Origin of the sequence: Aliiroseovarius zhejiangensis (assembly GCF_014656375.1) — a bacterium.
Classification (GTDB): domain Bacteria; phylum Pseudomonadota; class Alphaproteobacteria; order Rhodobacterales; family Rhodobacteraceae; genus Aliiroseovarius; species Aliiroseovarius zhejiangensis.
Genome location: NZ_BNCH01000001.1, coordinates 146,893 through 173,225, shown reverse-complemented (window position 1 = coordinate 173,225; position 26,333 = coordinate 146,893). Strand labels below are relative to the sequence as shown.

25 protein-coding genes and 2 tRNA genes are annotated in these 26,333 nt (G+C 60.9%); 12 read left to right on the top strand and 15 right to left on the bottom strand.

The features are described from left to right. The first annotated feature begins 1 nt into the window (after window position 1). Window positions 2-757, top strand: a complete 756-nt coding sequence (locus IE188_RS00810; protein ID WP_191284579.1) for a response regulator — start codon at window positions 2-4, stop codon at window positions 755-757. On the opposite strand, the gene IE188_RS00805 is transcribed toward IE188_RS00810, so the two are convergent. Then, the gene (locus IE188_RS00805) at window positions 724-2,274 is read right to left on the bottom strand and encodes a PAS domain S-box protein (RefSeq protein WP_191284578.1); all 1,551 of its coding nucleotides are present in this window, start codon (window positions 2,272-2,274) and stop codon (window positions 724-726) included. The two genes, IE188_RS00810 and IE188_RS00805, sit on opposite strands and share 34 nt — an antisense overlap. Window positions 2,275-2,446: 172 nt before the next feature. Beyond that, on the bottom strand, window positions 2,447-3,583 hold the full coding sequence (locus IE188_RS00800; protein ID WP_191284577.1) for a site-2 protease family protein: 1,137 nt from the start codon (window positions 3,581-3,583) through the stop codon (window positions 2,447-2,449). Window positions 3,584-3,982: 399 nt separating this feature from the next. On the opposite strand from IE188_RS00800, the gene IE188_RS00795 reads away from it, so the two are divergent. The 5 genes from IE188_RS00795 to IE188_RS00775 all read left to right on the top strand — a co-directional run bounded on the left by IE188_RS00795 (window position 3,983) and on the right by IE188_RS00775 (window position 9,343). Further along, window positions 3,983-4,363, top strand: coding sequence for a hypothetical protein (locus tag IE188_RS00795; protein WP_191284576.1), 381 nt, complete (start codon window positions 3,983-3,985; stop codon window positions 4,361-4,363). A gap of 71 nt (window positions 4,364-4,434) precedes the next feature. Continuing rightward, complete coding sequence (locus tag IE188_RS00790) at window positions 4,435-5,463, top strand: BMP family lipoprotein (protein WP_191284575.1); 1,029 nt, start codon at window positions 4,435-4,437, stop codon at window positions 5,461-5,463. A gap of 9 nt (window positions 5,464-5,472) precedes the next feature. Continuing rightward, on the top strand, window positions 5,473-6,984 hold the full coding sequence (locus IE188_RS00785) for an ABC transporter ATP-binding protein (protein ID WP_191284574.1): 1,512 nt from the start codon (window positions 5,473-5,475) through the stop codon (window positions 6,982-6,984). Further along, window positions 6,981-8,105, top strand: a complete 1,125-nt coding sequence (locus IE188_RS00780; RefSeq protein WP_191284573.1) for an ABC transporter permease — start codon at window positions 6,981-6,983, stop codon at window positions 8,103-8,105. The genes IE188_RS00785 and IE188_RS00780 overlap by 4 nt, the downstream gene beginning before the upstream one ends. After that, complete coding sequence (locus IE188_RS00775) at window positions 8,102-9,343, top strand: ABC transporter permease (protein WP_191284572.1); 1,242 nt, start codon at window positions 8,102-8,104, stop codon at window positions 9,341-9,343. Before IE188_RS00780 ends, IE188_RS00775 begins: the two co-directional genes overlap by 4 nt. 34 nt (window positions 9,344-9,377) lie before the next feature. Here IE188_RS00775 and ppsA read toward each other — a convergent pair whose 3' ends face one another. The 5 genes from ppsA to IE188_RS00750 form a co-directional block, all read right to left on the bottom strand. Then, window positions 9,378-11,765: a phosphoenolpyruvate synthase gene (gene ppsA / locus IE188_RS00770; protein WP_191284571.1), complete on the bottom strand. Its 2,388-nt coding sequence runs from the start codon at window positions 11,763-11,765 to the stop codon at window positions 9,378-9,380. A gap of 219 nt (window positions 11,766-11,984) precedes the next feature. Continuing rightward, complete coding sequence (locus tag IE188_RS00765; protein ID WP_191284570.1) at window positions 11,985-12,383, bottom strand: DUF4145 domain-containing protein; 399 nt, start codon at window positions 12,381-12,383, stop codon at window positions 11,985-11,987. Window positions 12,384-12,488: 105 nt separating this feature from the next. Further along, window positions 12,489-12,770 carry a hypothetical protein gene (locus IE188_RS00760; RefSeq protein WP_191284569.1) on the bottom strand — a complete coding sequence of 94 codons (282 nt, stop codon included), beginning with the start codon at window positions 12,768-12,770 and terminating at the stop codon, window positions 12,489-12,491. Between the two features lie 165 nt (window positions 12,771-12,935). Beyond that, a tRNA-Asn gene (locus IE188_RS00755) sits at window positions 12,936-13,010 on the bottom strand. Between the two features lie 59 nt (window positions 13,011-13,069). Beyond that, on the bottom strand, window positions 13,070-13,975 hold the full coding sequence (locus tag IE188_RS00750; protein ID WP_191284568.1) for an MBL fold metallo-hydrolase: 906 nt from the start codon (window positions 13,973-13,975) through the stop codon (window positions 13,070-13,072). A gap of 111 nt (window positions 13,976-14,086) precedes the next feature. Between IE188_RS00750 and IE188_RS00745 the strand changes: the two genes are divergently transcribed. After that, window positions 14,087-15,430: an ATP-binding protein gene (locus IE188_RS00745; RefSeq protein WP_191284567.1), complete on the top strand. Its 1,344-nt coding sequence runs from the start codon at window positions 14,087-14,089 to the stop codon at window positions 15,428-15,430. A 30-nt stretch (window positions 15,431-15,460) separates the two neighbouring features. Here the strand turns inward: IE188_RS00745 and IE188_RS00740 are convergent. After that, window positions 15,461-15,536: transfer RNA gene (locus IE188_RS00740), tRNA-Ile, on the bottom strand. Window positions 15,537-15,659: 123 nt separating this feature from the next. Here IE188_RS00740 and purM point away from each other — a divergent pair. The 3 genes from purM to rnd all read left to right on the top strand — a co-directional run bounded on the left by purM (window position 15,660) and on the right by rnd (window position 18,574). Then, window positions 15,660-16,709: a phosphoribosylformylglycinamidine cyclo-ligase gene (gene purM, locus IE188_RS00735; protein WP_191284566.1), complete on the top strand. Its 1,050-nt coding sequence runs from the start codon at window positions 15,660-15,662 to the stop codon at window positions 16,707-16,709. Beyond that, window positions 16,706-17,317 (top strand): phosphoribosylglycinamide formyltransferase, encoded by a 612-nt coding sequence (gene purN, locus IE188_RS00730; protein ID WP_268246013.1) that lies wholly within the window; start codon window positions 16,706-16,708, stop codon window positions 17,315-17,317. The genes purM and purN overlap by 4 nt, the downstream gene beginning before the upstream one ends. A gap of 96 nt (window positions 17,318-17,413) precedes the next feature. Beyond that, the gene (gene rnd / locus IE188_RS00725; protein ID WP_191284565.1) at window positions 17,414-18,574 is read left to right on the top strand and encodes a ribonuclease D; all 1,161 of its coding nucleotides are present in this window, start codon (window positions 17,414-17,416) and stop codon (window positions 18,572-18,574) included. Between the two features lie 24 nt (window positions 18,575-18,598). Here the strand turns inward: rnd and IE188_RS00720 are convergent, their stop codons facing one another. Further along, entirely contained in the window at window positions 18,599-19,078 is a 480-nt protein-coding gene (locus tag IE188_RS00720) for a hypothetical protein (RefSeq protein ID WP_191284564.1), read from the bottom strand. 138 nt (window positions 19,079-19,216) lie between these two features. Here IE188_RS00720 and IE188_RS00715 point away from each other — a divergent pair, with 138 nt between their 5' ends. After that, on the top strand, window positions 19,217-19,627 hold the full coding sequence (locus IE188_RS00715; RefSeq protein ID WP_191284563.1) for a SufE family protein: 411 nt from the start codon (window positions 19,217-19,219) through the stop codon (window positions 19,625-19,627). Here the strand turns inward: IE188_RS00715 and IE188_RS00710 are convergent, their stop codons facing one another. The 3 genes from IE188_RS00710 to IE188_RS00700 all read right to left on the bottom strand — a co-directional run bounded on the left by IE188_RS00710 (window position 19,628) and on the right by IE188_RS00700 (window position 21,231). Continuing rightward, window positions 19,628-20,266, bottom strand: a complete 639-nt coding sequence (locus tag IE188_RS00710) for a DUF1638 domain-containing protein (RefSeq protein ID WP_191284562.1) — start codon at window positions 20,264-20,266, stop codon at window positions 19,628-19,630. Then, on the bottom strand, window positions 20,263-20,448 hold the full coding sequence (locus tag IE188_RS00705; RefSeq protein ID WP_191284561.1) for a hypothetical protein: 186 nt from the start codon (window positions 20,446-20,448) through the stop codon (window positions 20,263-20,265). Before IE188_RS00705 ends, IE188_RS00710 begins: the two co-directional genes overlap by 4 nt. A 78-nt stretch (window positions 20,449-20,526) precedes the next feature. Continuing rightward, window positions 20,527-21,231 carry a corrinoid protein gene (locus IE188_RS00700; protein ID WP_191284560.1) on the bottom strand — a complete coding sequence of 235 codons (705 nt, stop codon included), beginning with the start codon at window positions 21,229-21,231 and terminating at the stop codon, window positions 20,527-20,529. A gap of 179 nt (window positions 21,232-21,410) precedes the next feature. On the opposite strand from IE188_RS00700, the gene IE188_RS00695 reads away from it, so the two are divergent. Then, the gene (locus IE188_RS00695; RefSeq protein ID WP_191284559.1) at window positions 21,411-22,496 is read left to right on the top strand and encodes a PA0069 family radical SAM protein; all 1,086 of its coding nucleotides are present in this window, start codon (window positions 21,411-21,413) and stop codon (window positions 22,494-22,496) included. A gap of 76 nt (window positions 22,497-22,572) precedes the next feature. On the opposite strand, the gene bmt is transcribed toward IE188_RS00695, so the two are convergent. The 3 genes from bmt to IE188_RS00680 all read right to left on the bottom strand — a co-directional run bounded on the left by bmt (window position 22,573) and on the right by IE188_RS00680 (window position 26,322). Continuing rightward, window positions 22,573-23,592 carry a betaine--homocysteine S-methyltransferase gene (gene bmt, locus IE188_RS00690; protein WP_191284558.1) on the bottom strand — a complete coding sequence of 340 codons (1,020 nt, stop codon included), beginning with the start codon at window positions 23,590-23,592 and terminating at the stop codon, window positions 22,573-22,575. A 235-nt stretch (window positions 23,593-23,827) separates the two neighbouring features. Then, window positions 23,828-25,795 carry a phosphatidylglycerol lysyltransferase domain-containing protein gene (locus tag IE188_RS00685; RefSeq protein WP_191284557.1) on the bottom strand — a complete coding sequence of 656 codons (1,968 nt, stop codon included), beginning with the start codon at window positions 25,793-25,795 and terminating at the stop codon, window positions 23,828-23,830. Between the two features lie 215 nt (window positions 25,796-26,010). Further along, window positions 26,011-26,322 carry a DUF1476 domain-containing protein gene (locus IE188_RS00680; protein ID WP_191284556.1) on the bottom strand — a complete coding sequence of 104 codons (312 nt, stop codon included), beginning with the start codon at window positions 26,320-26,322 and terminating at the stop codon, window positions 26,011-26,013. Window positions 26,323-26,333 lie beyond the last annotated feature (11 nt).

Sequence of the window (26,333 nt, the reverse complement as noted above, 5' to 3'; positions counted from 1 at the left end):
TATGTCGGCACAAACCATTCTTGTCGTGGAAGACGACGCGAAAATCAGAACGCTTCTTCGGAATGTCTTTGAAGCGGAAGGGTTTGCAGTGCTTGAATCAACGCGCGGGCAATCTGTTCTGGACCTGATCAGAACCAAGCGCGTTTCATTGGTCACTTTGGATATCCATCTTGGGTCCGAGAACGGTCTGGACCTGGCCCGCCAGATCCGACGCGTCTCGTCGGTTCCCATCATCATGGTCACCGGACAGGACGACGTGATTGACCGCGTTGCCGGGCTGGAAATCGGCGCCGATGATTATATCACGAAACCGTTTCACATCCGGGAAGTGATTGCGCGGGTGCGCAGCGTCTTGCGACGCGCGGCGATCACGGCAGAGGTCGCGCATTCCGCGGCAGCCGAGGAAGACACAAAATACATCTTTGACGGAATGACGGCTGACCCTGACCGGCTTGCGCTTGTGGACCGTGTGGGAAAGGATTGCGGCCTGACGAGTGGAGATTTCAAGCTGCTGATGGTCTTTTTGAAACACCCGAAACGGGTCTTGTCGCGTGATCAGCTGATGGATCTGACGGGCGGACGGGAATGGAACCCCCTTGATCGGGCCATTGACAATCAGGTCGCCCGTTTGCGCAAGAAAATCGAACACGACCCGGCAGAACCAAGGCTGATCAAGACCGTTCGTGGTATCGGATATACGTTTTCATGCGACGTTCAAGTCCTTCAATCGTCCGGGTCGTCCGCAAAAAGTGCCTGAAGGCTTTCGATCAGGTCGGCCTGTCGATAGGGCTTGTGCAAAATGTCGTAGGTTTTGCCCTGCGACAGTTGAGTTGTGACCACATCGCTGGCGTAACCGGATGTCAGCAGCACTTTCACATCGGGAAACTCTCTGGATGCCAGTGCGGCAAGATCGTATCCGTTCAATTCGCCGGGCATGACAAGATCGGAAAACAGAATGTCAGCCCGCATTCCCCCGGCAAGCATCGCATAGGCCGCGTCACCGCTTTGCGCTTCTTCCACATCGAAGCCCAGTTCGCGAATCCGCGCGACCGACAGCTTGCGCACCTTGGCGTTGTCCTCGACCACGAGCACGGTCTTGCCTTGCCCAAACGGCGCGTTCGACCGGGTTTTCTGATTTGTTTCGGAGCGGGTGGGGGCATTGGTTACCGCAAGGGCAGGAAAGTATAACCCAAAGCTGGTTCCCAACCCTTCTTCGCTGTACAGCGTGATGTGACCACCGGATTGCTTTACGAACCCGTAAACGGTTGCCAGCCCAAACCCGGTGCCGCCACGATCGGCCTTGGTTGTGAAAAACGGTTCAAACACATGCTCTTGCGCCTGGGGGCTCATCCCCTCGCCATTGTCGCTGACCGACAGGCATACATAGTCGCCGGTTTCGACATCCACCTCTTGCGCCATATAGTCATCGTCGATCCTGACATTCTTCACCGAGATCAAAAGCTCACCACCATCGCCCATCGCGTCCCGGGCATTGAGGGCCAGGTTCATCAAGGCCGATTGAAGCTGAACAGGATCAACCATCACCAGACTGATCACCGGCGCAAAGTCTGTCTTGATCTGGATTCTCGCACCAAGCGTCCGCTTCAGGATCACCAGCGTATCCTCGCAAAGCGCCTTCAGATCGACCCTGACCGGGTTAAGGTCGCTTCTGCGCCCAAAGGCACTGAGCCGCGCAATCAGATCAGAGCCGATCGTGGCGGCGTGAAGCGCATCGCGGATCAAATTCAAGTCGCGCTGGTCTGCATTGCGCATCTCCAGCAATTCAAGATTGCCGATGATGACCGTCAACCAGTTGTTGAAATCATGGGCGATCCCGCCGGTCATCTGGCCGATGGCATTCAACCTTCGCGACCGCGCCAGCGCGGCTTCGGTGGCCTTTCGCTGCGTCAGGTCGTGCAAGATACCGATGAAAACGCGGCTTTCACCCACTGTGGCACTTCCAACAGACAAGTGCAGCGGAAAACGCGTTCCGTCTTTGCGCACCCCTTCAACGTCACGGCCTTGGCCGACGATCCGGTTTTCGCCTGTCTCGATATGGTGGTTCAGATCGCGGTCATGGAGCGCCCCGGCCGCTTGCGGCATCAGCACGTTGACACTCTGCCCGACCAGGTCCTGTTCCGTATGTTGAAACATCGCAATGGCTGCCGGGTTGGCCCGCAGGATCAAGCCCTTCTCGTCCGACACGATGATGGCGTCCGCGGCCGCATCCAGGATTGCATCGACCAGTGCCTTGTCGTCACCCGTGCTGTTCATTGCGGTGCTCCACCGTTGGTTTCCATCTGTCAAATCGCATCGCGTTGAAGCAAGGGTAAATACTTGGCGTGGTCTTGTCATTCGGCGAAACCACGATCCTTGCCGGGAGATGGGATTGACGGCACGCTGTCATGCGCTGTCATGCGCGGCCGGTTGTGGTGCATCCGCGGTCTTACCTTTCTGCTGCGATGCTCAGGTCAGAGAGCTGTAGATGCCGAACAAGGTCCGACAGCGAGATGATCCCAACCAATCGGTGCCCTTTGACAACAAGAAACTTCCGCCTGCCTGTTTTCGTTATGATCGCCATAAGCTCCTGGATGGGCAGGTCGGGTGACACCGTCGATGTGTCGTCCAATCCGGCAAAAATGTCATCGACACGGGTGCTTGGCCAGTGTTCGCGGTCGATACCGGCGATCATTGCCTGGTCGATATGGCCAAGCAGCGTTTCGCCTTCGACCACGGGAACAAAGCTTCGTCCGTGTCGCAGCATCACGTGGTTGACGAATTCGGCCAAAGTGACCTCTGGCCCGACGGTCACGGGATGATCCTGCATCAGATCGCCAACAGTTCGTGAGGCGAACACGGCGCGGGCAAGTTGATCATTGTAGCTTGCACGCGCTGCCATCAAGACAAAGCCGCCGATCATCATCTGCCACAGCGCGGTGACAAGGGCGCCCTGAAACAAGGCCAGCAACCCCAGCATCATCAGAACATAGGCAAAGATCGTGCCGGATCTCGCCGCCGTTTCGGTCGCTCGCAACAGGTTGCCATGCCTGTGCCAGAGATAGGCACGAAGGACGCGGCCCCCGTCCAGCGGGAATGCCGGCACGAGGTTGAACAGGGCGAGGATCAGATTGATGGCGGCCAGATAGGACAGAACGGTGGCAATGGTCTCAAGGCCACTGACAAGCCCGGCCAGCAAGGCAAGCGAACCGAAAGCGAGCGACAGAAGCAAACTCATGACCGGCCCGGCCAAGGCAATCCAGAATTCGGCTCGTGCCGATTGCGGCTCTGCCTCCAGTTCAGCGACGCCGCCGAACAGGAAAAGCGTGATGCCTTTGATGGGCACGCCCAAACGACGCGCAACGATCGAGTGAGCCAGCTCGTGCAGCAGAAGAGAGGCGAAGAAGCACAGCGTGGCGGTCACGGCCATGAACAGATAGACGCCCCTGGTTTCCCCCGGATGTGCGGACGGAAAATAGTGTTGCGACAAGCTCCAGGCGATCAATGCCGCAATGATCAGCCAGCTCGGATCAATCTTGATGTCGAACCCTTTGATCTTGAAGATTTTCAACGCGTTTTCGAACATTGGACAACTGACCTCTGCCCCGAAGCTATAGCGAATTTTCGATGATGGATTGATTTAGCTCACACGCGTCGCCCGGTCCGATTGACCGAGGTCAATGGATGGCACGGCGCCGCTGCTACGCTTTCCAAGAAACAGTGATCCAAAGGACCGGGCGTATGAAGGCCGATCGTATTGCGACAGGAAACATGATCCACGAAGAAACCAGCCCGCGCGGCGTCAGTGGTTTTGCGTCCGGATCAGGGCCGCCTGCCAGTCCCGGACCTTCCGTCAAAGCGGTCGAATGCGGGCAGTCATGTTCGAACCGGCCCATCCCGGATGCCTCTGGACGCATCGCGCCACCTTGTCGCGGGGGGTGTCGCATTCAGGCCTGGCAAACCCAAACAATCGGAGCGATTTACGATGAAAGACCCTGAACTGGATATCCTGATCGAAGAACTTGAAACACAGGCTGACATGCCGATTGCGGATTTCGCGGGCGCGGTTCATGCGCTGCGGTTTCTGCTTCCCGGCCAGATCGGCCAGGAGGTGACCGCCGAGCGCATATCCACGACAGATGGGGCCCTTCTGGTCGCTGATGACGCCTATCCCAATTGGGCGGTGAGCATTCACGGTCGGGCCAATGACCGCGACGGTCACTGGCGCTGTTCCCTGCGTGAAAACGATGCCCGCGACAATGATGAAGCCATCGGCATCGGGCGGTCGCCTGTATTGGCACAGGCCATATTGGCCGCGGTGCTGAGGCTGTCGATGATCTTCAAGAAAGACACTGGCGACGATTGATATGCCTCAATCGACCGGGGGAAGGGCGCGCTAGACTTCAAAGCAATCTTGCTTGGAGGAGGAAGTGCATCATGAAACGGACGCTATGGACAAAACCGCCGGCGCTTGGCGCTGCACTGGTGTCGCTGCTGCTGGCGGGGCCAGCCCTTGGGTTCACCGCCTGTCAGGTCACGGACACAGGCGGCATTGACGACAACAGCTTTAACCAGACGGCCTGGAAGGGCGTGCTGGATGCGCAGGAAAATCTTGGCATTGAAGGGCGTTTTCTGGAATCGCAGGCCGAGACGGATTACGACGCCAACATCAACTCTCTGATCGAAGGTGATTGCGACATCATCATCACCGTCGGCTTTTTGTTGGGTGATGCCACCGCGAAGGCCGCAAAAGGCAACCCGGATCAGCCGTTCTCGATCGTCGATTTCGCCTATGATCCGCCCATCCCCAACGTGCTGGGGCAGGTCTATGCAACCGATCAGGCCGCGTTTCTGGCAGGCTATCTGGCGGCTGGCATGACCAAGACCAAGATCCTGGGCACTTTCGGGGGGATCAACATCCCGCCCGTGACCATCTTCATGGACGGGTTTGTCAAGGGCGTGAACCACTGGAACGCGACGAAAGACGACAGCGTGGTGGTGCTGGGATGGGATCTTGATACCCGCGAAGGGCTTTTCACCAACAACTTTGATAACCTCGATGACGGTCGCGCGTTTGCTCAGAACCTTTATGACGAGGGCGCCGATATTATCCTGCCGGTGGCCGGACCCGTCGGGCTTGGGTCTGCGACGCTGGCCGATGAACTTGGGGTCGACACGCTGAAGATCATCGGTGTGGATGCAGACCTTTATTTCACCGATACCGAACGACAGCACGTCTATCTGACCTCAATCACCAAACGCATGGATGCGACTGTTGCGCGCGTGATCGAGGACACGATGAAGGGCGCGTTTTCGGGCGGTGTTCTTGTCGGCACGCTGGAAAACGGCGGCGTCGATCTTGCTCCGTTCCACGATATGGAAAGCGCCGTTCCAGACGCTTTGAAGGCCGAGCTTGATGCCATTCGCGCCGGGATCATCGACGGCAGCATCGCGGTCTCGGACTAGGTCGGAACCATGCGGGTCGAGCTGAGAAATATCACGAAACGGTTCGGCCCGGTTGTCGCGAACAAGGGGGTCAATCTGACGATTGAACCGGGTCAGGTTCTGGGCCTTCTGGGCGAGAACGGCGCGGGCAAATCGACGCTTATGAACGTGCTTTGCGGTCTTTACAGCCCGAACGAGGGCGAGATCCAGATTGACGGCCAATCGGTGCGCTTTGCCGGGCCGGGCGAAGCGATCCGCGCAGGCATCGGCATGGTGCATCAGCACTTCATGCTGGTGCCTGTTTTTACGGTGGCGGAAAACGTGATCCTTGGCATCGAACCGGTTGGTCGGTTTGATCATCTGGATTTGACGACGGCGCGATCCGAAGTCAGTCGTCTGAGTGCCGAATATGGGCTGGCCGTCGACCCCGATGCGATCATCGAAACGTTGCCCGTCGGCATCCAGCAACGGGTTGAGATCATCAAGGTTCTGTTTCGCGAGGCCGACGTCTTGATCCTGGACGAGCCGACAGCGGTCCTGACCCCGCAAGAGGTCGACGAGTTCTTTCAGATCGTCCGGTCGCTTTGCGAAGCGGGCAAGGCGATCGTCTTCATCACTCATAAGCTTAACGAGATCCTTGATATATCGGACCGTATCGCCGTCATCCGCCGTGGCGAGATTGTCGGAACCGGGGATCCTAAGAAGCTGGCACGGCCTGATCTGGCTGAGATGATGGTCGGTCATCCAGTCGATTTCGATGTTGCCCGCGCCCCGTTTGTGCCCGGCGACGTCATTCTGGGCATTCAGGATTTGACCGTTCTCAGGGATGATGGCGCCGTGGCTGTCGATGACATCTCGTTTCAGGTGCGAAGTGGCGAGGTGGTCGGCATTGCGGGTGTGCAGGGAAACGGACAATCGGCACTGATCGAGGCGTTGGCGGGTCTGCGCCGGGTCGTGTCTGGTCAGGTGCGGTTCGATGGCACGGATATCACCCAAGCTTCGCCACGTGAACGCCACCGTTTGGGCATCGCGCATATCCCCGAAGACCGGCAGCGTGCCGGGCTGATCGGCACCTTCACGGTTGCCGAAAACATGGTGTTGGACAGCTATTACGCCCCACCTTATTCGGCGGGCACCAGCATCGACTGGGGCCGAGTGCATACCGACGCCGCAGCCGTGGCCGAACAGTATGACGTGCGCACGCCCTCGGTTCATACGTCTGCGGCGCATTTGTCGGGTGGCAATCAGCAAAAGCTGGTCGTGGCGCGCGAGCTGTCCCGCGACACGCGTTTCGTGATCGCCGGGCAGCCGACACGCGGGCTGGACGTGGGGTCGATTGCCTTTATCCACGAACGCCTGATGGCCGCGCGCGACGAAGGCGACGGCCTGTTGATTGTCTCGTCCGAACTGGACGAGATCATGGCGCTGTCCGACCGGATCCTTGTGATGTTCAAGGGTCGGATCGTGGCGGAGTACGCCCCGCATGACGCACCTGTCGACAAAGGGGACATTGGACTTGCTATGGCGGGGGCGAGGGTATGAGCGACATGACCGATCACGCCACGAAAGGCAGGCTGCTGGGACGCAGCAAGGTCGAGGATCTGGTGATCGTGCCACTGTTCGCCCTTGTTGCGGCTTTGATCCTTGGGGCCGTGGTGATGGTCGCCACCGGGGTTGATCTGGCCACAATCGGCCGGTCCTATGTGGCCCTGCTGCAAGGCTCGGTCGGGTCGGTCAATGCGATCTCGGAAACGCTGACGGCCGCGCTGCCGCTGGTCCTTGCGGGTCTGGGTTTGGCGCTTGGTTTCCGCGCCGGGCTTTTCAATATCGGGGCCGAGGGGCAGGTCGTCATGGGCGGACTTGCCGCCGTGGTCGCCGGCGTTGCGCTGGGGGATCTGCCTGCGGTCATTGCGCTGCCCGGTGCAATATTGGCAGGTGCCGTGACCGGTGCATTTTACGCAGGCATCGCAGGCTGGCTTCGGGCGGCAACCGGCGCGCACGAGGTGATTTCGACCATCATGCTGAATTTGATCTCGTATCGGCTTCTGGATTATCTGCTGCGCACGCCGCTGATCCAAAAGGAAGGTCGCGCCGATCCGATCTCGAAATCTGTTCCCGAGGTCGCCGAACTTCCCCGTCTTCTGACCTTCCTCGACCCCAATCTGCGCTTGCATGCAGGCATCTTCCTGACGCTTGCCATGGTGGCGCTTGCCTATTGGTTGCTGTTTCGCAGCAAACTGGGGTTCGAATTTCGCGCCAGTGGCGAGAATGCCGTGGCCGCGCGGTTTGCTGGCATGAATGCCAGCCTGACCATCGTGTTGGCGATGGCGATTGCCGGGGCGCTGGCCGGTATTGCGGGGGCGAACCAGACATTGGGTGTGCTTGGCCGCGCCACGCCGGGGTTTTCGGCGGGGATCGGGTTTGACGCGATTGCGGTCGCACTTCTGGGTCGATCGCATCCGGTCGGTGTGCTTTTTGCGGGTGTGCTGTTCGGCGCGTTGGAGGCTGGCGGGCGACAGATGCAGGTGGACGCGGGCGTCAGCATTGATCTGATCGGCATCATCCAATCGCTTATCATCGTCTTTATTGCCGCACCTTTGCTGGTCAAAGCGCTGTTTCCATGGGGATTTCGCCGCGATCAAACAAAGGAGGGCGGATCATGAGCGTTCTTCTAGACAAAGCCCGTCAACGGCAAACCCGCATCAGCGGCGCAATCCTCATCGGTCTTGGCGTTCTGCTGGCTGTTTTCATGGCCCCGGATGCAACCGGGGTGGCCACCTTCCGCCTGTCGCGTCCGACGGATGTCTGGCCGGTGCCGAACCTTGTGGTGCCCGGCGGGCCGTTCATCTATGTCATCTCGGCCTTGCTGGCCTTTCTTGGCGTGCGCCTGTTTCTGCGCGGGGGCGCAAAGTGGGCTTCCATGATCCTGGGCATAGGTCTGGCCATCGCGGTTGCCGCGTTTCTGGTCTGGGCGACGGCGGGCAAGTCCTTTTCACTGACCGGCATGTTGCAGGCGACACTTGTGCGAGCCGTCCCCATCGCGCTTGGAGGGTTGGCGGGGGTGCTCTCCGAACGGGTGGCCGTTGTGAATATCGGCATTGAAGGCATGCTGTTGGCAGGCGCTTTCACCGGTGCGCTGGTTGGATCGCTGGCGGGTGGGATCGCCGGGCTGGTCGCCGCCGTCGCGGTCGGCGGCATGTTCGGGTTCATTCTGGCGGCACTGGTGGTGACCTACCGGATGGACCAGATCATCGCGGGCGTCTTTATCAATTTGTTCGTGCTGGGGCTGACCAGCTACATCTCAAGCCAGGTGTTTCAGGAATACCGCGCGCTGAACAACGCGCCCGTGTTCAGGACCATAAAGATACCCCTTCTCAGCGACGTGCCGGTGATCGGGCCGGTGTTCTTCAACCAGAATATCTTCGTCTATGGCGCGTTCATTCTGGCGGGGCTGGCGACCTATTACCTGTTTCACACCCGCCACGGACTGCGCGCACGTGCCGTCGGAGAACAGCCACGTGCCGCCGACACGCTGGGGATCAACGTCTATCGCACGCGCTATGTCAATGTGACGGTGGCGGGCATGGTCGCGGGGTTTGGCGGGGCGTGGTTCACACTCGGCTCTGTCGGGCGGTTTGACGAAGGCATGACCGGCGGGCGGGGGTTCATCGGGCTTGCGGCGATGATCTTCGGGCGCTGGCATCCGGTGGGGGCTTTGCTGGCCGCACTGGTGTTCGGCTTTGCGGATTCCCTGCAGCAGAAACTCGCACTTCTGGGCACACCGATCCCGTCGGAGTTTCTGGCGATGGCGCCCTATGTCGCAACGATTGTTGTTGTGGCTGGCGTGGTGGGCCGTGCACGCGCACCCGCAGCGGACGGCAAACCCTACGTGAAAGAATAGTGCGCGGGGCCGGTTGGATCGGATCAAAGCGGATTCACTTCTCCCGCTTTTCTTCCGCGTCCGATACGTTGCGCAAGACCTGAACGAAGCTGTCCGGCGTCACCGAGATTGAATCGATCCCATATCCGACCAGATGACGGGCATAGGAGGCATCGTTGCTGGGCGCTTGGCCGCAGAAGCCGACCTTGGAGCCCACCTTATGCGCCTCGCGGATGACCGTTTCGATCATCTGAAGCACGGCCGGGTCATCCTCGCGGAACAAATCTGCGAGCGCATCGGAGTCCCGATCGACGCCCAAGGTCAGCTGTGTCAGATCGTTCGAGCCGATGGAGAACCCGTCAAACCGCGTGGCAAATTCCTTGGCACGCAGGACATTCGTCGGGATTTCGCACATCACATAGACTCTCAACCCATCCTCGCCGCGCGCAAGGCCATGCTCTGCCATGACAGCCTGAACCTTGTCGGCCTCTTCGGGCGTGCGGCAGAACGGGATCATGACGATCACGTTGTCAAAACCCATTTTCCCGCGCAATCGCGCTATGGCCTGACATTCAAACGCAAAGCCGTCGCGATACATCTTGGAATAATAACGCGACGCCCCGCGAAACCCGAGCATCGGGTTTTCCTCGCGCGGTTCGAAGTCCCGTCCGCCCAGAAGATCGGCGTATTCATTGGTCTTGAAATCGCTCATCCGCACGATGACCGGCTTGGGATAGCAAAACGCCGCGATCCGCGACAGACCGCGCGACAGGCGGTCGACGAAATACTCTGGCATCGTGTCATACCCTGCGGTCAGCTGTTCGATCTTCGCCCGAACCTCGGGGTCGCGCACCTTCTCAATATGCGCCAGAGCCATGGGGTGAACTTGGACCGAGTTGTTGATGACGAACTCCATCCGGGCCAGCCCGACACCATCGACCGGCAGACGCCACCAGCGCAGCGCCGCACTGGGATTGGCGAGGTTCAGCATGACCTTCGTCTTGGTCCGGGGCAACGCATCAAGCGTTTCTTCCGTGACGTTGATCTCGGAAATGCCGGCGGTCACGACGCCTTCTTCGCCTTCTGCGCAGGATACCGTGACGTCCTGTTCGTCGTGCAGGATATGTGTGGCGTTGCCGCAGCCGACGATCGCTGGCAACCCCAGCTCGCGGCTGACAATGGCGGCGTGCGAGGTCCGTCCGCCATGGTCGGTCACGATCGCGGCCGCCCGTTTCATGATCGGCACCCAGTCCGGGTCGGTCGTGCCTGTCACCAACACAGACCCGTCGATAAACCTGTCGATATCGGCAGCACTTTCGATGATCGAAACGCGCCCGGCAACGGCGGCGCTGCCCACGCTCAGGCCGCGCAGCAATTCCGGCCCGGGATCCGTCACCGCATAGGATTTCAGGGTGCCCATATCGGAGCGCGATTGAACCGTTTCAGGGCGGGCCTGAACGATGAACAAATCACCGCTCACACCATCGCGGGCCCATTCCATGTCCATCGGCTGGCCATAATGTGCCTCGATCACTTTGGCCTGGCGCGCGAGATCAAGGATTTCAGCATCGCTCAGCACGAAGCTCTGCCGCTCTTCGCGTGACGTGGGCACGTTGCGCGGTGTGCCGTCGCGGTCGTGGATCATCTTGATGGCCTTGGCGCCCAGACGTTTTTCAAGGATCGGCGCCAGATCGGGATTGTCCAGAAACGGCTTGAAGACCTGGTATTCATCGGGGTCCACCGCGCCTTGCACGACGTTTTCGCCCAAACCCCACGCGGCATTGATCAGGACCGCATCGGGAAACCCGCTTTCCGTATCAATCGAGAACATGACCCCCGACCCGCCCGTATCGGCGCGCACCATCTGCTGGACACCAACCGACAGGGCCACCTGATCATGCGCGAACCCCTGTATCTGGCGGTAGGAAATGGCGCGGTCGGTATAAAGCGACGCATAGCATCGCTTGCAGGCGTCCAGCAAAGCCTCCTCGCCAATGATGTTCAGAAAGGTCTCTTGCTGCCCTGCGAAACTGGCATCGGGCAAATCTTCCGCCGTGGCGCTTGAGCGAACCGCGACCGGCAGATCGGTTTCACCTGCCGCATTGCAAAGCGTGCGATACGCGGCCCGTATGGCTGCGGCGATGTCTTCGGGCCAGTCGCCGTTCAGTATCCGCTTGCGAATGCGCTTTCCGGTTTTCTGAAGCGAGGTTTTGCCGGACGACAGCGCCTCAAGATCATTTGCGATCTTCCGGTTCAGGCCATTGCTGACCAGATAGGCGCGAAATGCGTCCGAGGTCGTGGCAAACCCCGGTGGCACGCGGATCCCTTTCGGTTGAAGCGCACCGATCATTTCACCGAGCGAGGCGTTTTTGCCGCCCACGGTTCCGACATCGTTTCGCTTCACTTTCGAGAAATCCACGACAAGCTGCTTGGAATGTGTCATGTGCCACCGTCCTTCGTTCTGTTTCGATCCAAGCATGAAGGTTTGTGGCAGCGATGAGTTGACACAGATCACTCCGGTCGGAGTGCGGAGCGGCCTCGCCAACCGCCAGAGGCATAGCGGTTCAGTTACTCGTTAAGCGCAACAACCGCAGTCAGGGCGGGGTAACTCCTTTCCCCATGACCTGTAGAGCGACCCGGGTGCGTGTGCAGCGGGTCGCTTTTACTTGCCGTTGCGCTTCTCAATCGCTTTGCGTGCATCCTCAGGAAGGGCCGCATAGACCTCCTCAACGTGCTTCGGTTCGGAGATCATCTTTTCCACGATCAAGTCCAGTAGCCGGAAGAGACTTTCCGCGGTCGCCCTATCGTCCTTGAGGTCGATCTGGCCGGGGTGGACCGCGTTATTCCCGACGACCCGCACCACATCGAGGGCCTTCTGAATGCGTGGGTCGAGGCCCCCTGCAACGAGGGCCTTGATGTCATCGTTGATATTCTTGCCCGGTTGGCCGAGGTGCTTGCACAGTTTTTGGATGCCGAGGCGGATGAGAGCTGCTGCCCCTCTGGCTGAGAGGTCAAGGATAGTGCTGGCCTCATCGTAGTCCCGGCGAATTTCGTCCGGCATGTCTGGGTTGGCGGGCGGAGCTTCGCCTCGCTGAGGGTAGACTAGCCGCTCATGAATCCAAATCGCGATATCCTTGCAATTATAGCAACGCGAGATGAAGAGATTTTAGACGTTCTGGAAGCTATAATTCTCGTCTATTCCTCCCTCGAAGAACGGATGGGCCAGCTTCATCAGCTTGCCCCAAGCGGCCAGATTTTCACGGGTTTCCTTGTCCTCGACGTCTGCAAAATCCCAATTCTGATCGTCATTTTCGGTCGCCACGAGTGGCTTGGGGTGCTCATCGCTGTTCAGGTCTGCGCGGATCGCATACCAAAACTGTTTTGCAAGCGCTCCGCAATGCGGGCAGTTGAAGGCGGTCTCTTTGACCGAGGGGGAAACGTATTTCATGCGCAAGCCACTGAATAGAAACGACGGTTTCTGAAACTTAACACGTTGGCTGTCGAGGTGGAACCGAACACCCGCGTGTGCTTATGACCTACTTATGGGGTGGGTCTAAAACTACAAAGACCGCCATTGGCGGTCTCGGTAAATAGCCGCTTTTATTGATTTAATTGGCTCCGGCGGTAGGGATCGAACCTACGACCAATTGATTAACAGTCAACTGCTCTACCGCTGAGCTACGCCGGAACACGAGGGGCGATATAGCAAGAGCGATTTCGGGCTGCAAGAGGGATTAGCGTTTTTCTTCAGTCTATCCTGCGAAAATCTGCATTGGCGTCCAGGTGCGGTTCCGCCATGACAATTTTGCGCATCGCAAGGTCAATCAGGTGCGCGAAAACGTTGCGTTGGGCAGCCGGGATCAGGGTGGTTGGTGTGTCGGTATAGATCGCGCGGGTCAGGGTGCGGACAGATGCCGGGCGGCCATCCGACAGGGCAGTCAGGATCTCGGTTTCGCGTGATTGTCTGTGCGCGATCAGCCAGGCCAGACGGGCGGCAGGGTCGGGGATGGATGCGCCATGGGCTGGCAAGTAAAGCCGATCCTTCCGGGCGGCGAGTTTCGCGCAGGAGGCCATGAAGGCGGTCAGATCTCCATCCGGTGGCGAGACCAGTGAACTGGCCCATCCCATAACGTGATCCCCCGTAAAGACAATGCCTTGCCAGGCAAAGCTTATGTGGTTCGAGAAGTGGCCCGGGGTCCAGATCGCCTCGACCTCAAGCCCTGCGGCGCGAAAGACCTCTCCGTCTTCCAGCAGGATGTCGGGGCGAAATTCGGTATCGACGCCTTCGCCACCCGAGGTCAGGCCACGTGCAACCAGATCGCGCATGATCTCGCTGCGTCCGGATTGCGCGTCGCCAAAGGCCATCACCGGCGCGCCGGTGGCTTCGGACAGCGGGCGGGCCAGGGGGGAATGGTCGAGATGTGCGTGGGTGACAAGGATATGCGTCACCCGTTCACCGCGCCGGAGACCGGACAGGATCGCCTTCATGTGGGTGGGGTCTGCCGGGCCCGGGTCGATCAGGGCCACATCGCCTTCGCCCAGAACGAATGTGTTGGTCCCCCAATAGGTCATGGGCGAGGGATTGGGCGCGATGATGCGACGGATGCCCGGCGCCTGCCGGGTCATTACGCCTGTGGGTGGACGGTCTGTCATGTCTGTCCTGTTGGCCACGCCCGGGCCCCCCCGTGTTTTGCGAATCTCCCCCTCAGTAACCCCGCGCGGTCGCCGCTTGGCAAGACGGGCGCTGCGTCATAGGGTCTGGCCATGGTTCAATTGCCCAAGAACAGATTTCTCGATTTCGGCTGGTTGAAGCAATTCATGCCGCGGGGCCTCTATGGGCGGGCGGCACTGATCCTGATCGTGCCGATCGTGACCTTGCAACTGGTTGTTTCGGTGGTGTTCATCCAGCGGCATTTCAATCGAATCACGGTGCAGATGACATCGGCGGTGGTGCTGGAGCTGGAATATCTGTTGGAGGAGGTGAATGCCGCCGCCACCCCCCGGTCCGCGCTTGACCGGATCGCGCCGGTGATCCGGCCGCTGGCGATGTGGGTCGAGCTTCCGGGGGCGCCTGTCGACACGTCCATCCGGCTGACCGACCTGACTGGATCATGGGTGTCGCGCACTTTGCAGGCGGGTTTGCCGAACCTGACCGGGGTCGATCTGTCATCGACGCGTGATGGCGTGATCGTGGGGGTCATCACCAGTCACGGGCCGATGCGGGTGGGGTTTTCGCGTGATCGGGTGTCTGCGTCGAACCCGCATCAATTGCTGGTGCTGATGGTGGCCACCGGTATCCTGATGACGTTGATCGCCTATCTTTTCCTGCGCAATCAGTTGCGCCCGATCCGCCGGCTGGCCACGGCAGCCGAGGCGTTCGGCAAGGGGCAGGTGGTGCCTTACAAGCTGGCGGGTGCGACCGAAGTCCGGTCGGCGGGCAAGGCATTTCTGGATATGCGCTCGCGCATCGAACGGCAGATCGAACAGCGCACATTGATGTTGTCGGGCGTCAGTCACGACTTACGTACGCCGTTGACCCGCCTGCGGCTGGGGCTGGCGATGATCGAGGACGACAGCCGCGAAGATCTGGAGCGGGATGTCGACGACATGGAACGTCTGGTTGACCGGTTTCTGAGTTTTGCCCGCTCGGACGCGCTGGAAGATGAACCGGAACCCGTCGATCTGGCAACTCTGACCCGCCATCTGGCCGAGAACGCGGCGCGGGCGGGTCAGAACGTCGTATTGGGCGACGTGGCCGAACCCGGCACCTATCCCGCACGCCGCGCGGCGCTTGAGCGGGCGTTGGAAAACCTGCTGGGCAACGCCACGCGCTATGGTTCACACGTGCGGCTATCGCTTGTCACTGGGCGCGGCGACTTGCGCTTCGTGGTCGAAGATGACGGGCCGGGCATCCCGCCCGAGGCGCGCGAAGAAGCCCTGAAACCCTTTGCGCGTCTGGACAAGGCACGCAATCAGGACAAGGGGTCGGGCGTGGGTCTGGGACTGGCCATCGCCAGCGACATCGCGCGCGGTCATGGCGGGCATTTGCGGTTGGGCGACAGCGCCGATCTGGGGGGCCTGAAGGTCGAACTGGTCTTGCCCCGCTGACACGCGGCACCCGACTGATCCGTACAGGAGTGGTAGGCCCGGCAGGATTCGAACCTGCAACCAAAGCGTTATGAGCGCTCTGCTCTAACCGTTGAGCTACAGGCCCACTGTATTCACCGGTGCCGCCCTTGCTAGCAAACTGGCGCGCGGCGTCAAGCGAGGCGTGGACTCTTTGCCCCCCTTAAGCTATCGCAGGCGCAGTTTTTATGCAGGTCAATCGGGGGACCAGATGAGCAACGCATCCAAGGGCATCACCTATGCCGACGCAGGCGTGGATATTGACGCAGGCAATGCACTGGTTGAACGGATCAAGCCCGCCGCCAAACGCACCAACCGTCCGGGCGTGATGGCCGGTCTGGGTGGCTTTGGTGCGCTGTTTGACCTGAAAGGTGCAGGGTTTACGGATCCGGTTCTGGTATCCGCCACCGACGGCGTTGGTACCAAGCTGCGCATCGCGATTGACACAGGCAATGTGGATACGATCGGGATTGATCTGGTGGCCATGTGCGTCAATGATCTTGTGTGCCAAGGCGCGGAACCTTTGTTTTTCCTGGACTACTTTGCGACGGGGCGTCTTGAGACCGACAAGGCGGCGCGGATCATCGAAGGGATCGCAAAAGGCTGCGAGCTTTCGGGCTGTGCCCTGATCGGGGGTGAAACCGCCGAGATGCCGGGCATGTATGACGATGGCGATTTCGATCTGGCCGGTTTCTCGGTCGGCGCGATGGAGCGCGGTGAAGATTTGCCAAAAGGCGTCAAGGAAGGCGATGTGCTGCTTGGCCTGGCGTCCGACGGCGTGCATTCGAACGGCTATTCCCTGGTGCGCAAACTGGTCGAGGTCTCAGGCCTTGGCTGGGACGCGGACTGCCCATGGGATGGCAGCATCACATTGGGCGAAGCGCTGTTGGCCCCGACCCGCCTTTACGTGCGTCAGGCGCTTGAGGCCGTGCGGGCAGGGGGCGTGCATGCTCTGGCGCATATCACCGGCGGCGGTCTGACAGAAAACCTGCCGCGCGTGCTGCCCGATGGGCTGGGCGCGCTGGTTGATCTGGATGCATGGGACCTGCCGCCCGTGTTCAAGTGGTTGGCCGCAACTGGCGGGATGGATCAGACGGAACTGCTGAAGACCTTCAATTCCGGTCAGGGCATGGTGCTGGTCGTTGATGCCGCGCAGGCCGCTGCCGTGACCGAGCGTCTGACGAATGCGGGCGAGACGGTGACGCAACTGGGCCGCATTCAGGCGGGCGAGGGCGTCAGCTATCTTGGGTCGCTTCTGTGATCAATGCGGGCGGGGCGCATAAGCGGGTCGCCATCCTGATATCAGGCAGCGGCTCGAACATGGTGACGCTGGCGCGGTCGATGACCGGCGACCACCCGGCGCGGCCCTGTCTGGTCCTGTCCAATGTGCCGGATGCGGGCGGTCTTGCGAAGGCGCAAGCCCTTGGCATTCCGACCGCAGTCGTCGACCACCGCGACTTCAAGGGCGACCGTGCGGGGTTCGAGGGCGCATTGAGCAACGCGCTGGAACAGGCCCGCCCCGACATCATCTGTCTGGCCGGGTTCATGCGTATCCTGACCGCAGGATTCACAGGAAAATGGTCCGGGCGGTGTCTGAACATTCACCCGTCACTCCTGCCGAAATACAAGGGGCTCAACACCCATCAACGCGCGCTTGACGCGGGCGATGCGGAAGCTGGCTGTTCGGTGCATGAAGTGACGGCAGAACTGGATGGTGGCCCGATTCTGGGTCAGGCTCGGGTGCCGATCCTGCCGGATGATACGGCGGCGACCCTGGCGGCCCGGGTACTGGAACAGGAACATCGCCTTTATCCCGCCGTGCTTCGCTGTTTCGCAAGTGGCGACCGCACGCCAGTATACCTGCCCTGATGCGCCCATGTCGCCCAAGGCTTCCCTTTTTCCCGGTTTCACCGTAAACCCGTCGAACGGCCAGAAGGCACACGAAAAAGAGCAGAAAGACCCTGTATGATAACGATCACCACGACCGAGGCGCTGGCCGAGTTTTGCACCCGCGCCGCCACGCATCCCTATGTCACGGTCGACACGGAGTTTCTGCGCGAACGCACCTATTACTCCAAGCTCTGCCTTGTGCAACTTGCCGTGCCCGGCGATGCAGATGACAATGCGGTGCTGGTTGATCCTCTGGTCGATGGGCTGTCGCTGGACCCGCTTTATGACCTGTTTCGCGATGAAAACGTGGTCAAGGTGTTCCATGCCGCGCGTCAGGATCTTGAGATTTTCTTTGTTGAAGCGGGCGTTTTTCCACACCCCCTGTTCGACACGCAGGTGGCCGCGATGGTCTGTGGCTTTGGCGATCAGGCCGGGTATGAGACCTTGGTGCGCAAGATCGCGCGCGCGCAGATGGACAAGTCCAGCCGTTTCACCGACTGGTCGCGCCGCCCGTTGACCGAAGCGCAGAAAAAATACGCCATTGGCGACGTCACGCATCTGCGCCAGATTTACGAACACCTCTCTGCCGAGCTTGAGAAAAGCGGGCGCGGTGCATGGGTCGAGGAAGAACTGGCTATTCTGACCGACCCCGAGACCTATACCATCCATCCCTCGGACGCGTGGAAGCGTCTGAAAACCCGCACCAATTCGTCGCGTTTCCTTGGGGTTGCCAAGGAACTGGCCAGGTTTCGCGAAGCCTATGCCCAATCGCGCAACATCCCCCGCAACCGGGTGATGAAGGATGACGCGCTGCTGGAACTGGCCTCGACCAAGCCCCGCAACATGCAGGATCTGGGCCGGTCGCGTCTGCTCTTGCGCGAAGCCCGCAAGGGCGAGATTGCCGAAGGGATCCTGAACGCTGTCACCGCTGGCGTTGAAATGGCGCAAGAGGATCTGCCGCGCGCGCCTGACAAATCACGCGACAAGCTGCAAGTGAACCCGGCGCTGGCGGACCTGCTTCGCGTGCTTCTGAAAGCGCGGTGCGAGCAGGAGAAGGTGGCGCAGAAACTGATCGCTTCAGCCGCCGATCTGGACGCGCTGGCGGCAGGCAAGCGCGACGTGCAGGCCCTGCGTGGCTGGCGGGCCGAGGTATTCGGAAACGATGCGCTGCGCCTGTGCGAAGGTAAACTGGCGCTGGCCGCCAAAGGCCAGCGGGTCGAGGTGTTCGAGGTCTGAAGCCCGGTCGTTCTGACCGCCGGGTCAGCGGCTGGAGGATCGGCTGTTGCGTTCACCCACCACGCGGATCGTGCGCACGCCCTGCAATTTGGTGTTCGACACGAAATGTCCCACCAGCACCTCGCGCTGTTTCGGGCGCCCTGCAATGGTGTGATAGGGTGGTTCGCTGATGCGGAACATATAGGTCAGAACACCGTCGACAGGGCGTTCGAAGTTCTCGGGCACCAAGTCAGCGTCCCAGTATCCAAGGCGGGGCGGCAGGCCTGTCGCCCGCACGATGGCTCCCCCGGTGCTGCGTTGCACCTGCAAATCAATCACCTGCGTGACCAGCCCGCGAAACTCCTGATCCTCCAGAAAACCGCCTTCGGGAATGACCGCCACCTCTTTGACGCCATCTGATCTGAACCAGTTGAACGGGTTCAGGTTCGACGTGCTGCCACAGGCGCTCAGCCCCAAGACAAGGCTGGTCATCACGGCGGGCAGGGCAAAACGGCGCAGGGTCATGGTCGCTCCTCTTCTTCTGACCAAAGGGTTAGCCCATGCGCGGGGCTTTGAAAAGAGAACACTGCGCCGTTGGCCGGGGGTCTGGACCTTTCGCGCGGTTCGCCCTAACTGATGAAGGGTGAAGCAGAAGGACACCCCATGGCCAGTCAAGCCTTTGAAGAGATCGTCGACGATTTTGCCTTTCTGGACGAATGGGAGGATCGCTATGCCATGGTGATCGACATGGGCAAGGCCCTGCCGCCCTTGGAAGACGCGTTGAAAGTGCCGTCAACCAAGGTGGAAGGCTGTGCCAGTCAGGTCTGGTTGCATCCCGAGATCGACGGCCAGACCTTCCGCTTTCGTGGTGACAGCGATGCGATGATCGTCAAGGGGCTGATTGCCGTTCTGGCGGCACTTTATAATGACCTGCCCCTGTCTGAGGTCGGCAAGGTCGATGCCCCCGCCGAGCTTGCGCGGTTGGGTCTGAACGAACATCTGTCATCGCAACGATCGAACGGGCTGCGCGCGATGGTCGAACGCATCCGCCACCACGCAGCCGAAGCGGTGTGATCACGCCAACGTCTGCAACGCCGTTGCCAGATCGCCAAACCCGGTAAACTTGCGCTGGTATTTCAGGCCCAGCCGGTCGGCCGCGTCCTGTGCCATGCGGTCCAGGTCGGGATTGTCCGTCTGCGCCAGATAGATCAGCCGGGTATAGTGCTGAAAATACATGTCGCGCAGTTCGGGGTGTCGATCCAGACCCAAGGGCTTGATGACGAAGTTCTCAAAACCGCGCGCCAGAAAATCGGTCAGATAGAAGACGTCGATTTCTCCGTCCGCGTGGGCGGCGAAGGCGTCGTTGCCTTCAAAAAAGCTGTAGCAGTGGGGGCCGCGGATCATCTCGATCCCGAGTTCATCGCATAGCGCCGCCAGTTGCCCGCCGGTGCCGCAATCGGCATAGGCCAGAAAAACCTGATCGAAATCCGCTTTGTGCTTGTCGAACGCCGCGCGCACCGCTGCGGGGATCCGGTCGGGCGTGTTGTGCAGAATGGCGGGCAGGCAGGTCAGGCTCATGTGATCCCAGCCGTTCAGGCGGATCAGCGCCAGAATTTCATTTGCCAGCGCCCCGCAGGCCAGCACGAGCACCTTGGCCGAGGCATCCGTTGGCGCCAGCCCCGTGCGTGTGAGTTCCTCGTCCGTCGGTTTCATCTTCCTTTGCGTCCCGATAAAGCCCGAACACCGATCGAGGCCAGCATCAGCAAAGGCAACAGTGCCATTGCAACCCGACCATCCAGCTTGCCCGACGCCATCGCCAGACCGGCCACAAAGATCGTCAGCCCGCCTGACAGGATCACCAGAGCGATCAGAAGAATGAAGCGTGTCTTGCTCATGACCCTCATCTGGGGGTTCGGGGTTCAAAAGAAAAGGCCCCGCCGCGCGGGCAGGGCCTGAGAGGCGTTTGACGCGGCTTAACCTGCGGCAAGCTGGTTGTGCTTGCGGGCCATGTAATCCTTGGCGGTTTCCACCGCCACCGCCGCGTCGCGGCAATAGCTGTCGGCGCCGATGGCCTTGCCGAATTCCTCGTTCAGGGGCGCGCCGCCGACCAGAATGGTATAGTCATCGCGGATGCCTTTCTCGACCAGCGTGTCGATCACCACCTTCATATAGGGCATGGTGGTGGTCAGCAGGGCGGACATGCCCAGAATGTCAGGCTGTTCGGCCTCCAGCGCCTCAAGATAGCTTTCGACAGCGTTGTTGATGCCCAGGTCGATCACCTCGAAGCCAGCGCCCTCCATCATCATGGACACAAGGTTCTTGCCGATGTCGTGGATATCGCCCTTGACCGTGCCGATTACCATTTTGCCCATGCGCGGCGCGCCGGTTTCGATCAGAAGCGGTTTCAGGATCGCCATACCGGCCTTCATCGCGTTGGCAGCCAGCAGAACCTCGGGCACGAACAGGATGCCGTCGCGGAAGTCATGGCCCACGATGGTCATGCCGGCGACAAGGGCTTCGGTCAGGATGTTGTAAGGCTCCCACCCGCGTTCCAGCAGGATGTTGACGCCTTCCGTGATCTCTTCCGCAAGACCGTCATACAGGTCATCATGCATCTGCTGGACAAGCTCTTCGTCGTTCAGCTCGCTCAGGATGATATCGTCTTCTTGGTCGGACATGGCTGTCGTTCCCCAGCTAAAGGTCGTTGTCTCAATTCTCACATGCGACGATTTCGCACGTCTGGTCTGAACCGATTGCGACACTGAGTGCCCTTTGACCGACCTAATGGCAAATGAATAATTCGCGGGTAGATCGTGAATATGCTTCATATGTTCCTGATATGTTCCTATGATGAACCATGGAGTCGGATCACGACAGCAAGATCAGGGCCGAGGCACGGCGGGGGCGGGGCGCCGTCAGCAATGCCAGCGGGCGGTTCGAGCCTTATCAAAGGGTTGCGATCGACGACGGTTGGGATCAAGAGGTGCCGCGCGCACTCAAGACCCATGTGGCCATCGAAAATCCACGGCGTGTGATCACGCGCAACCAATCGCCCGATATCGGGTTTGACCGCTCGATCAATCCCTATCGAGGCTGTGAACATGGCTGCATCTATTGCTTTGCGCGTCCGACTCATGCCTTTCTGGGATACTCCGCCGGGTTGGATTTCGAAACGCAGCTGATTGCCCGCCCGAATGCTCCGCGGCGACTGGAACAGGAACTGTCGCGCCCGCGCTATCAGGTGGCACCGATTGCCATTGGCACCAACACCGATCCCTATCAGCCGATCGAAGCACAGTATCGTGTGATGCGCGGGGTGGTCGAGGTGCTGTCTGACTTTCGCCACCCCGTGACCATCGTTACCAAAGGCACGCTGATCGAGCGTGACCTTGACCTGTTGGCGAACATGGCGAAGGCGGGGCTGGCGCATGTGGGGATCTCGGTCACGACACTGGACGCGGGTCTGTCGCGCAGGATGGAGCCGCGCGTGCCCAGCCCGGTGCGACGGCTCAAGTTGATCGAACGGCTGGCAGGGGCGGGGATCCCGGTGCGCGTGATGGTCGCGCCCGTCGTTCCGGGTCTGACCGATCACGAGCTTGAGGCGATCTTGAGCGCAGCAAGCGATGCAGGTGCCCGCGCGGCCAGCTATATCCTGCTCAGGCTGCCCGGCGAGGTGTCGGGACTGTTTCAGGACTGGCTGGCGGAACATGCGCCCGACCGGGCGGCCCGCGTGATGGGACGAATGCGCGAGATGCGCGGCGGGGAGGATTATGACGCGACCTTTGGCACCCGGATGGTCGGTCAGGGCACGTTTTCGGCGCTGTTGCGCCACCGTTTCGCGATTGCGCGAACGCGGCTTGGGTTGGGCAGGGATCTGCCGGCGCTGCGCCGCGACCTCTTTGCGGTGCCGCCGAGGGCGGGCGATCAATTGTCGCTGTTTTGACGCTATGTGCCCATGGCCTGAAAAGTAAACGAGGGCATTGGTGCCCTCGTTCCCGTGTCCTATCCCGTCCGTGTGGTTAACTGCGCCGACGACGCGACCGGCGGTCCGGTCGTGGCCCGGCATCGTCGCCCGTGCCATCGGACGCTGATGAGAAGCCGCCAAGGGCAGATGCGATCTGGTCCAGTGTCGGGCGCATCTCGCCGCGTGGCCGGGTTTCCAGCGCCTCGCGCATCGCGCGCAGGTGGTCAGGCGTCGTGCCGCAACAGCCGCCGATGATCGTCGCCCCGCAATCGCGCGCCAGAACGGCATAATCGGCCATCAGGTCAGGCGTGCCGTCATAGTGGATATGCCCATCCACATATTGCGGAATGCCTGCGTTGCCCTTGGCGATGATCGGGCGCTCGCTGCCTTGGGCTGCAAAGCCCAGCACGGTGCGCAACAGGTCGGACGCGCCAACCCCGCAATTCGCCCCAAACGCCAGTGGCGGCAGGCTGAGCGTTTCAACCATCTTTGCCAGATCGGCCGAGGTGACGCCCATCATGGTGCGCCCGGCGGTGTCAAAGCTCATCGTGCCGCACCACGGCATTCCGGCCAGTTCGGCGGCGCGGGCAGCGGCCTTGTATTCCTCGGGCGCCGAGATTGTCTCGACCCACAGCACATCCGCGCCGCCCTCCTTCAGCCCTTCGGCCTGTTCGTGAAACATCTCGACCGCGCTGTCGAAGGTCAGGCTGCCCATCGGCTCCATGATGTCGCCCGTCGGCCCGATGGACCCGGCAACCACCACGGTGCGGCCCGTGGCATCGGCAACCTCGCGCCCCAGTTCGGCGGCGGCGCGGTTCAACTCACGCACCCGGCTCTGCGCATCATGCAGTTTCAACCGCGACGCGTTGCCCCCGAACGAGTTGGTCAGGAAGATATCCGACCCGGCATCCACGGCCCCCTTGTACAGCGCGCGGATATTGTCAGGTTTGTCGACATTCCACAGCTCGGGCGCATCGCCCGAGGTCAGGCCCATGTTGAACAGGGTGGTCCCGGTTGCTCCGTCGGCCAGCAGCCAATCGCGTTCGGTCATCAGTTGGGTCAGCGCGTCCGTCATCGGGGGCTCCGCTTGTTGTGAGACGAGGTTTGGCCGCTACCTGCCACGGATTGCGTGCAGGCGCAAACCCAATGCGTCAACCATGCGCGGGGGGAACAGGAAAAATACTTGTTGCGACTGGATATGTCGCCTGCGCGCCCACCTCGCCCTGTTGTGGCGGGGTGGCACAGGAACCCCACCGGAACACCACGGGGGTGTCATGGGCACAAGATCATGGACGCAGGTTTGGACGCGCTTACGCCGTCTTGGTCTGATGAATTTCGCGCATGACATCCAGCGCCCCAATCCCCAGCGCCACGGTCGAGTGGGCGGCGGCATACAGGGTTTCCCAATGAGGCGAAAAGGCGGATTTGAACTGGCGCAACCCGTCTGCGCCGCAGGCTGCATTCAGAACCCGCCGGATGAGTTGAAAGGCGGTGCGTTCGTTTCGGCAGGTGCCCAGCGGCACGGCGGCCAGTGAAAACCGGGTAATGCCATCGGCCTTGGCCGCGGCAATCGCCTGCGTCACAAGCGCGTGCATGGTGCCGTCCGGGGCTGACGGGTCGATACGCATCAGGTCCAGTGCGTGTTCGTTGGCATTTGCGTGCAGGTTCAGGAAGCCGACCAACCGCCCGTGATAATAGGCCAGAAATACTAGCGCAAAAGGCAAGGTGGCGGGGGACCAGACCCCCATGGAAAATCCGCGCTCGCCACCATGGGTGGCGGACCAGCGTGCCGCAATCCGGTCCATATCGGCAAGTGGCAGGTCGACCCCACCGGGCTGAATGATGACGCCTGCCTTGTCGGCTTGCCGCAATTTGCGACGCAATTGGCGCTTGTCGGATCCGTCCAGGGTAAACCGTCGGGGGTCAAGCGTGGCCTCGCGCGCAAGCGGCAACACCCGCCAACCCGCCCGCCGTGCCGCACAGGCCATGCGCCCGCCGATCTTGTACAGGAACGGCGCATGAAATCCGCGCCGGGCAAGGTCTTCAAGCTCGGACAGGAATGTGTCCGGCGACAATACGGGGTCCATGGGATCGGACAGCACAATCAGGCTCTGCCCGCTTGTGGTCCCCATCGCAACCGGGGTCGCATCGCCACGTTCGATCAGCGACAACCGACCGTGGCGCAGCAGCCCGGCTTCCGCGCGCGGGGCGATGCGCAGGGCCTGGGCGACATGCGTGGGCAGGTGTGGGCCGAATGGCGGGCGCAGTCTAGCCCGTTCGGACCGGTTGGCTTGGCCGCTCCGATGGCTGACTGCCACACGTGGCCCGCGAATGGTCAGCGCGGCGGCCAACAGCGCTGGCAGGGCGAAATAGACCGCCCGAAACGCCAGAATTGCGGCCAGAAGCGGTTCAGGCCCGGCCGTGGGCAGAGCTGCCAAAAGCGTCAACTCGAACGGACCCATTCCGCCCGGTGTGCCCGAGATCAACCCCGCACCAAGTGCCAGCATATAGGCGGCAATCAACAGCAAAGGTGAGATTTCGCAGCCCGCGGGCAGCAAGACCCACAACGCCGCACCCGCCGCCACCATATCCAGAACCGCCAGAGCAAGAAACGCGCCAACCGCGCGCAGCGGGGGCAGGCGCACACCTGACAACAGGCGCGGTCGCAGCAGTGAGGCGACCATCGCCAGCGCGGTGACGATCAGAACCGTCCATGCGACCCCCTGTACCCAACCGCCCATGGGCAACGCCACCGGTGCCATAACGACCGCCGCCGATGTGATCACCGCCCAGGCCGCCAGAAACGATGCCGATACGATGGCCGTCAGCCGTGCCGCCTGGGTCAGGCAGGCATCGGGCAACATGCGCCAGCGCACGAAGCTGGCCGAAATCACCCCCATGCCGACCGTCTGGGAAATCGCGATCGCGGCGATCCCGGCCTGTTCAGCCTGTTTCATGTCGGCGGATGTGCGCAGCAGGCGGTGCACCACGCGATCATATCGCCCCAACGCCCAGAAAGAGACGGCGGTGAACCCGCACGCGGCCAGCCATTGCCAGGGGGTCACCGATTTCAGCGCCGCGCGGATGGTGTTGAGGTCAAGCTGTGCAATCTTGTCCCACATCAGGACGATCACACCCAGAACCAACAACGCGGCCAAGAGCTGGCGCAGCGCGGTTTTGCGCAGATCGATCCCGTCCGCGACCGACAGCGCCCGCGTCGCGCGCCGCTTTTGCAGGATGTCTGGGTGATCCCGCAGGATATCTGTGTGTTCGTGCATGGCTTCACCCCTTTCCGATCCCGGCATCAGGGTTTCGCAAAGACACGAATATGCTGTTAACAGATCAAGTTTTAACGACTATTGCCGATCAACCTGTCCCGCCGGACGCCGAAATGAAAACGGGCGCATCCCCGGAAGGTGCGCCCGTTGGCGTGTGTCGGTGTCATGTGTCATTGGGCGCACGCCGATCTGGGCACGCGCGTGGTCCGGGGCGATCAGGCCTCCGAAACCAGTTCCGCCTTGGCGACGGCCAGCAATTCGGCGCGTTTGGCGCGGACTTCGTCGGCGCTGACGGTGTTCAGGTCGCCGGTGACCTTGCGCACCACGTCTTCGTGGCCGGCTTCTTCGAAATCGGACTTGATCACTTCGCTTGCATAGGCCAATGCGTCGTCCCCGGTCTTGCCCAGTTTCTCTGCAGCCCACAGGCCCAGCTTCTTGTTGGCGCGTGCTTCTGCCTTGAACTGCATTTCTTCATCATGCGCAAACTTGGCCTCAAAAGCGTTTTCGCGATCATCAAAGGTGGTCATGGCGTTCCCTT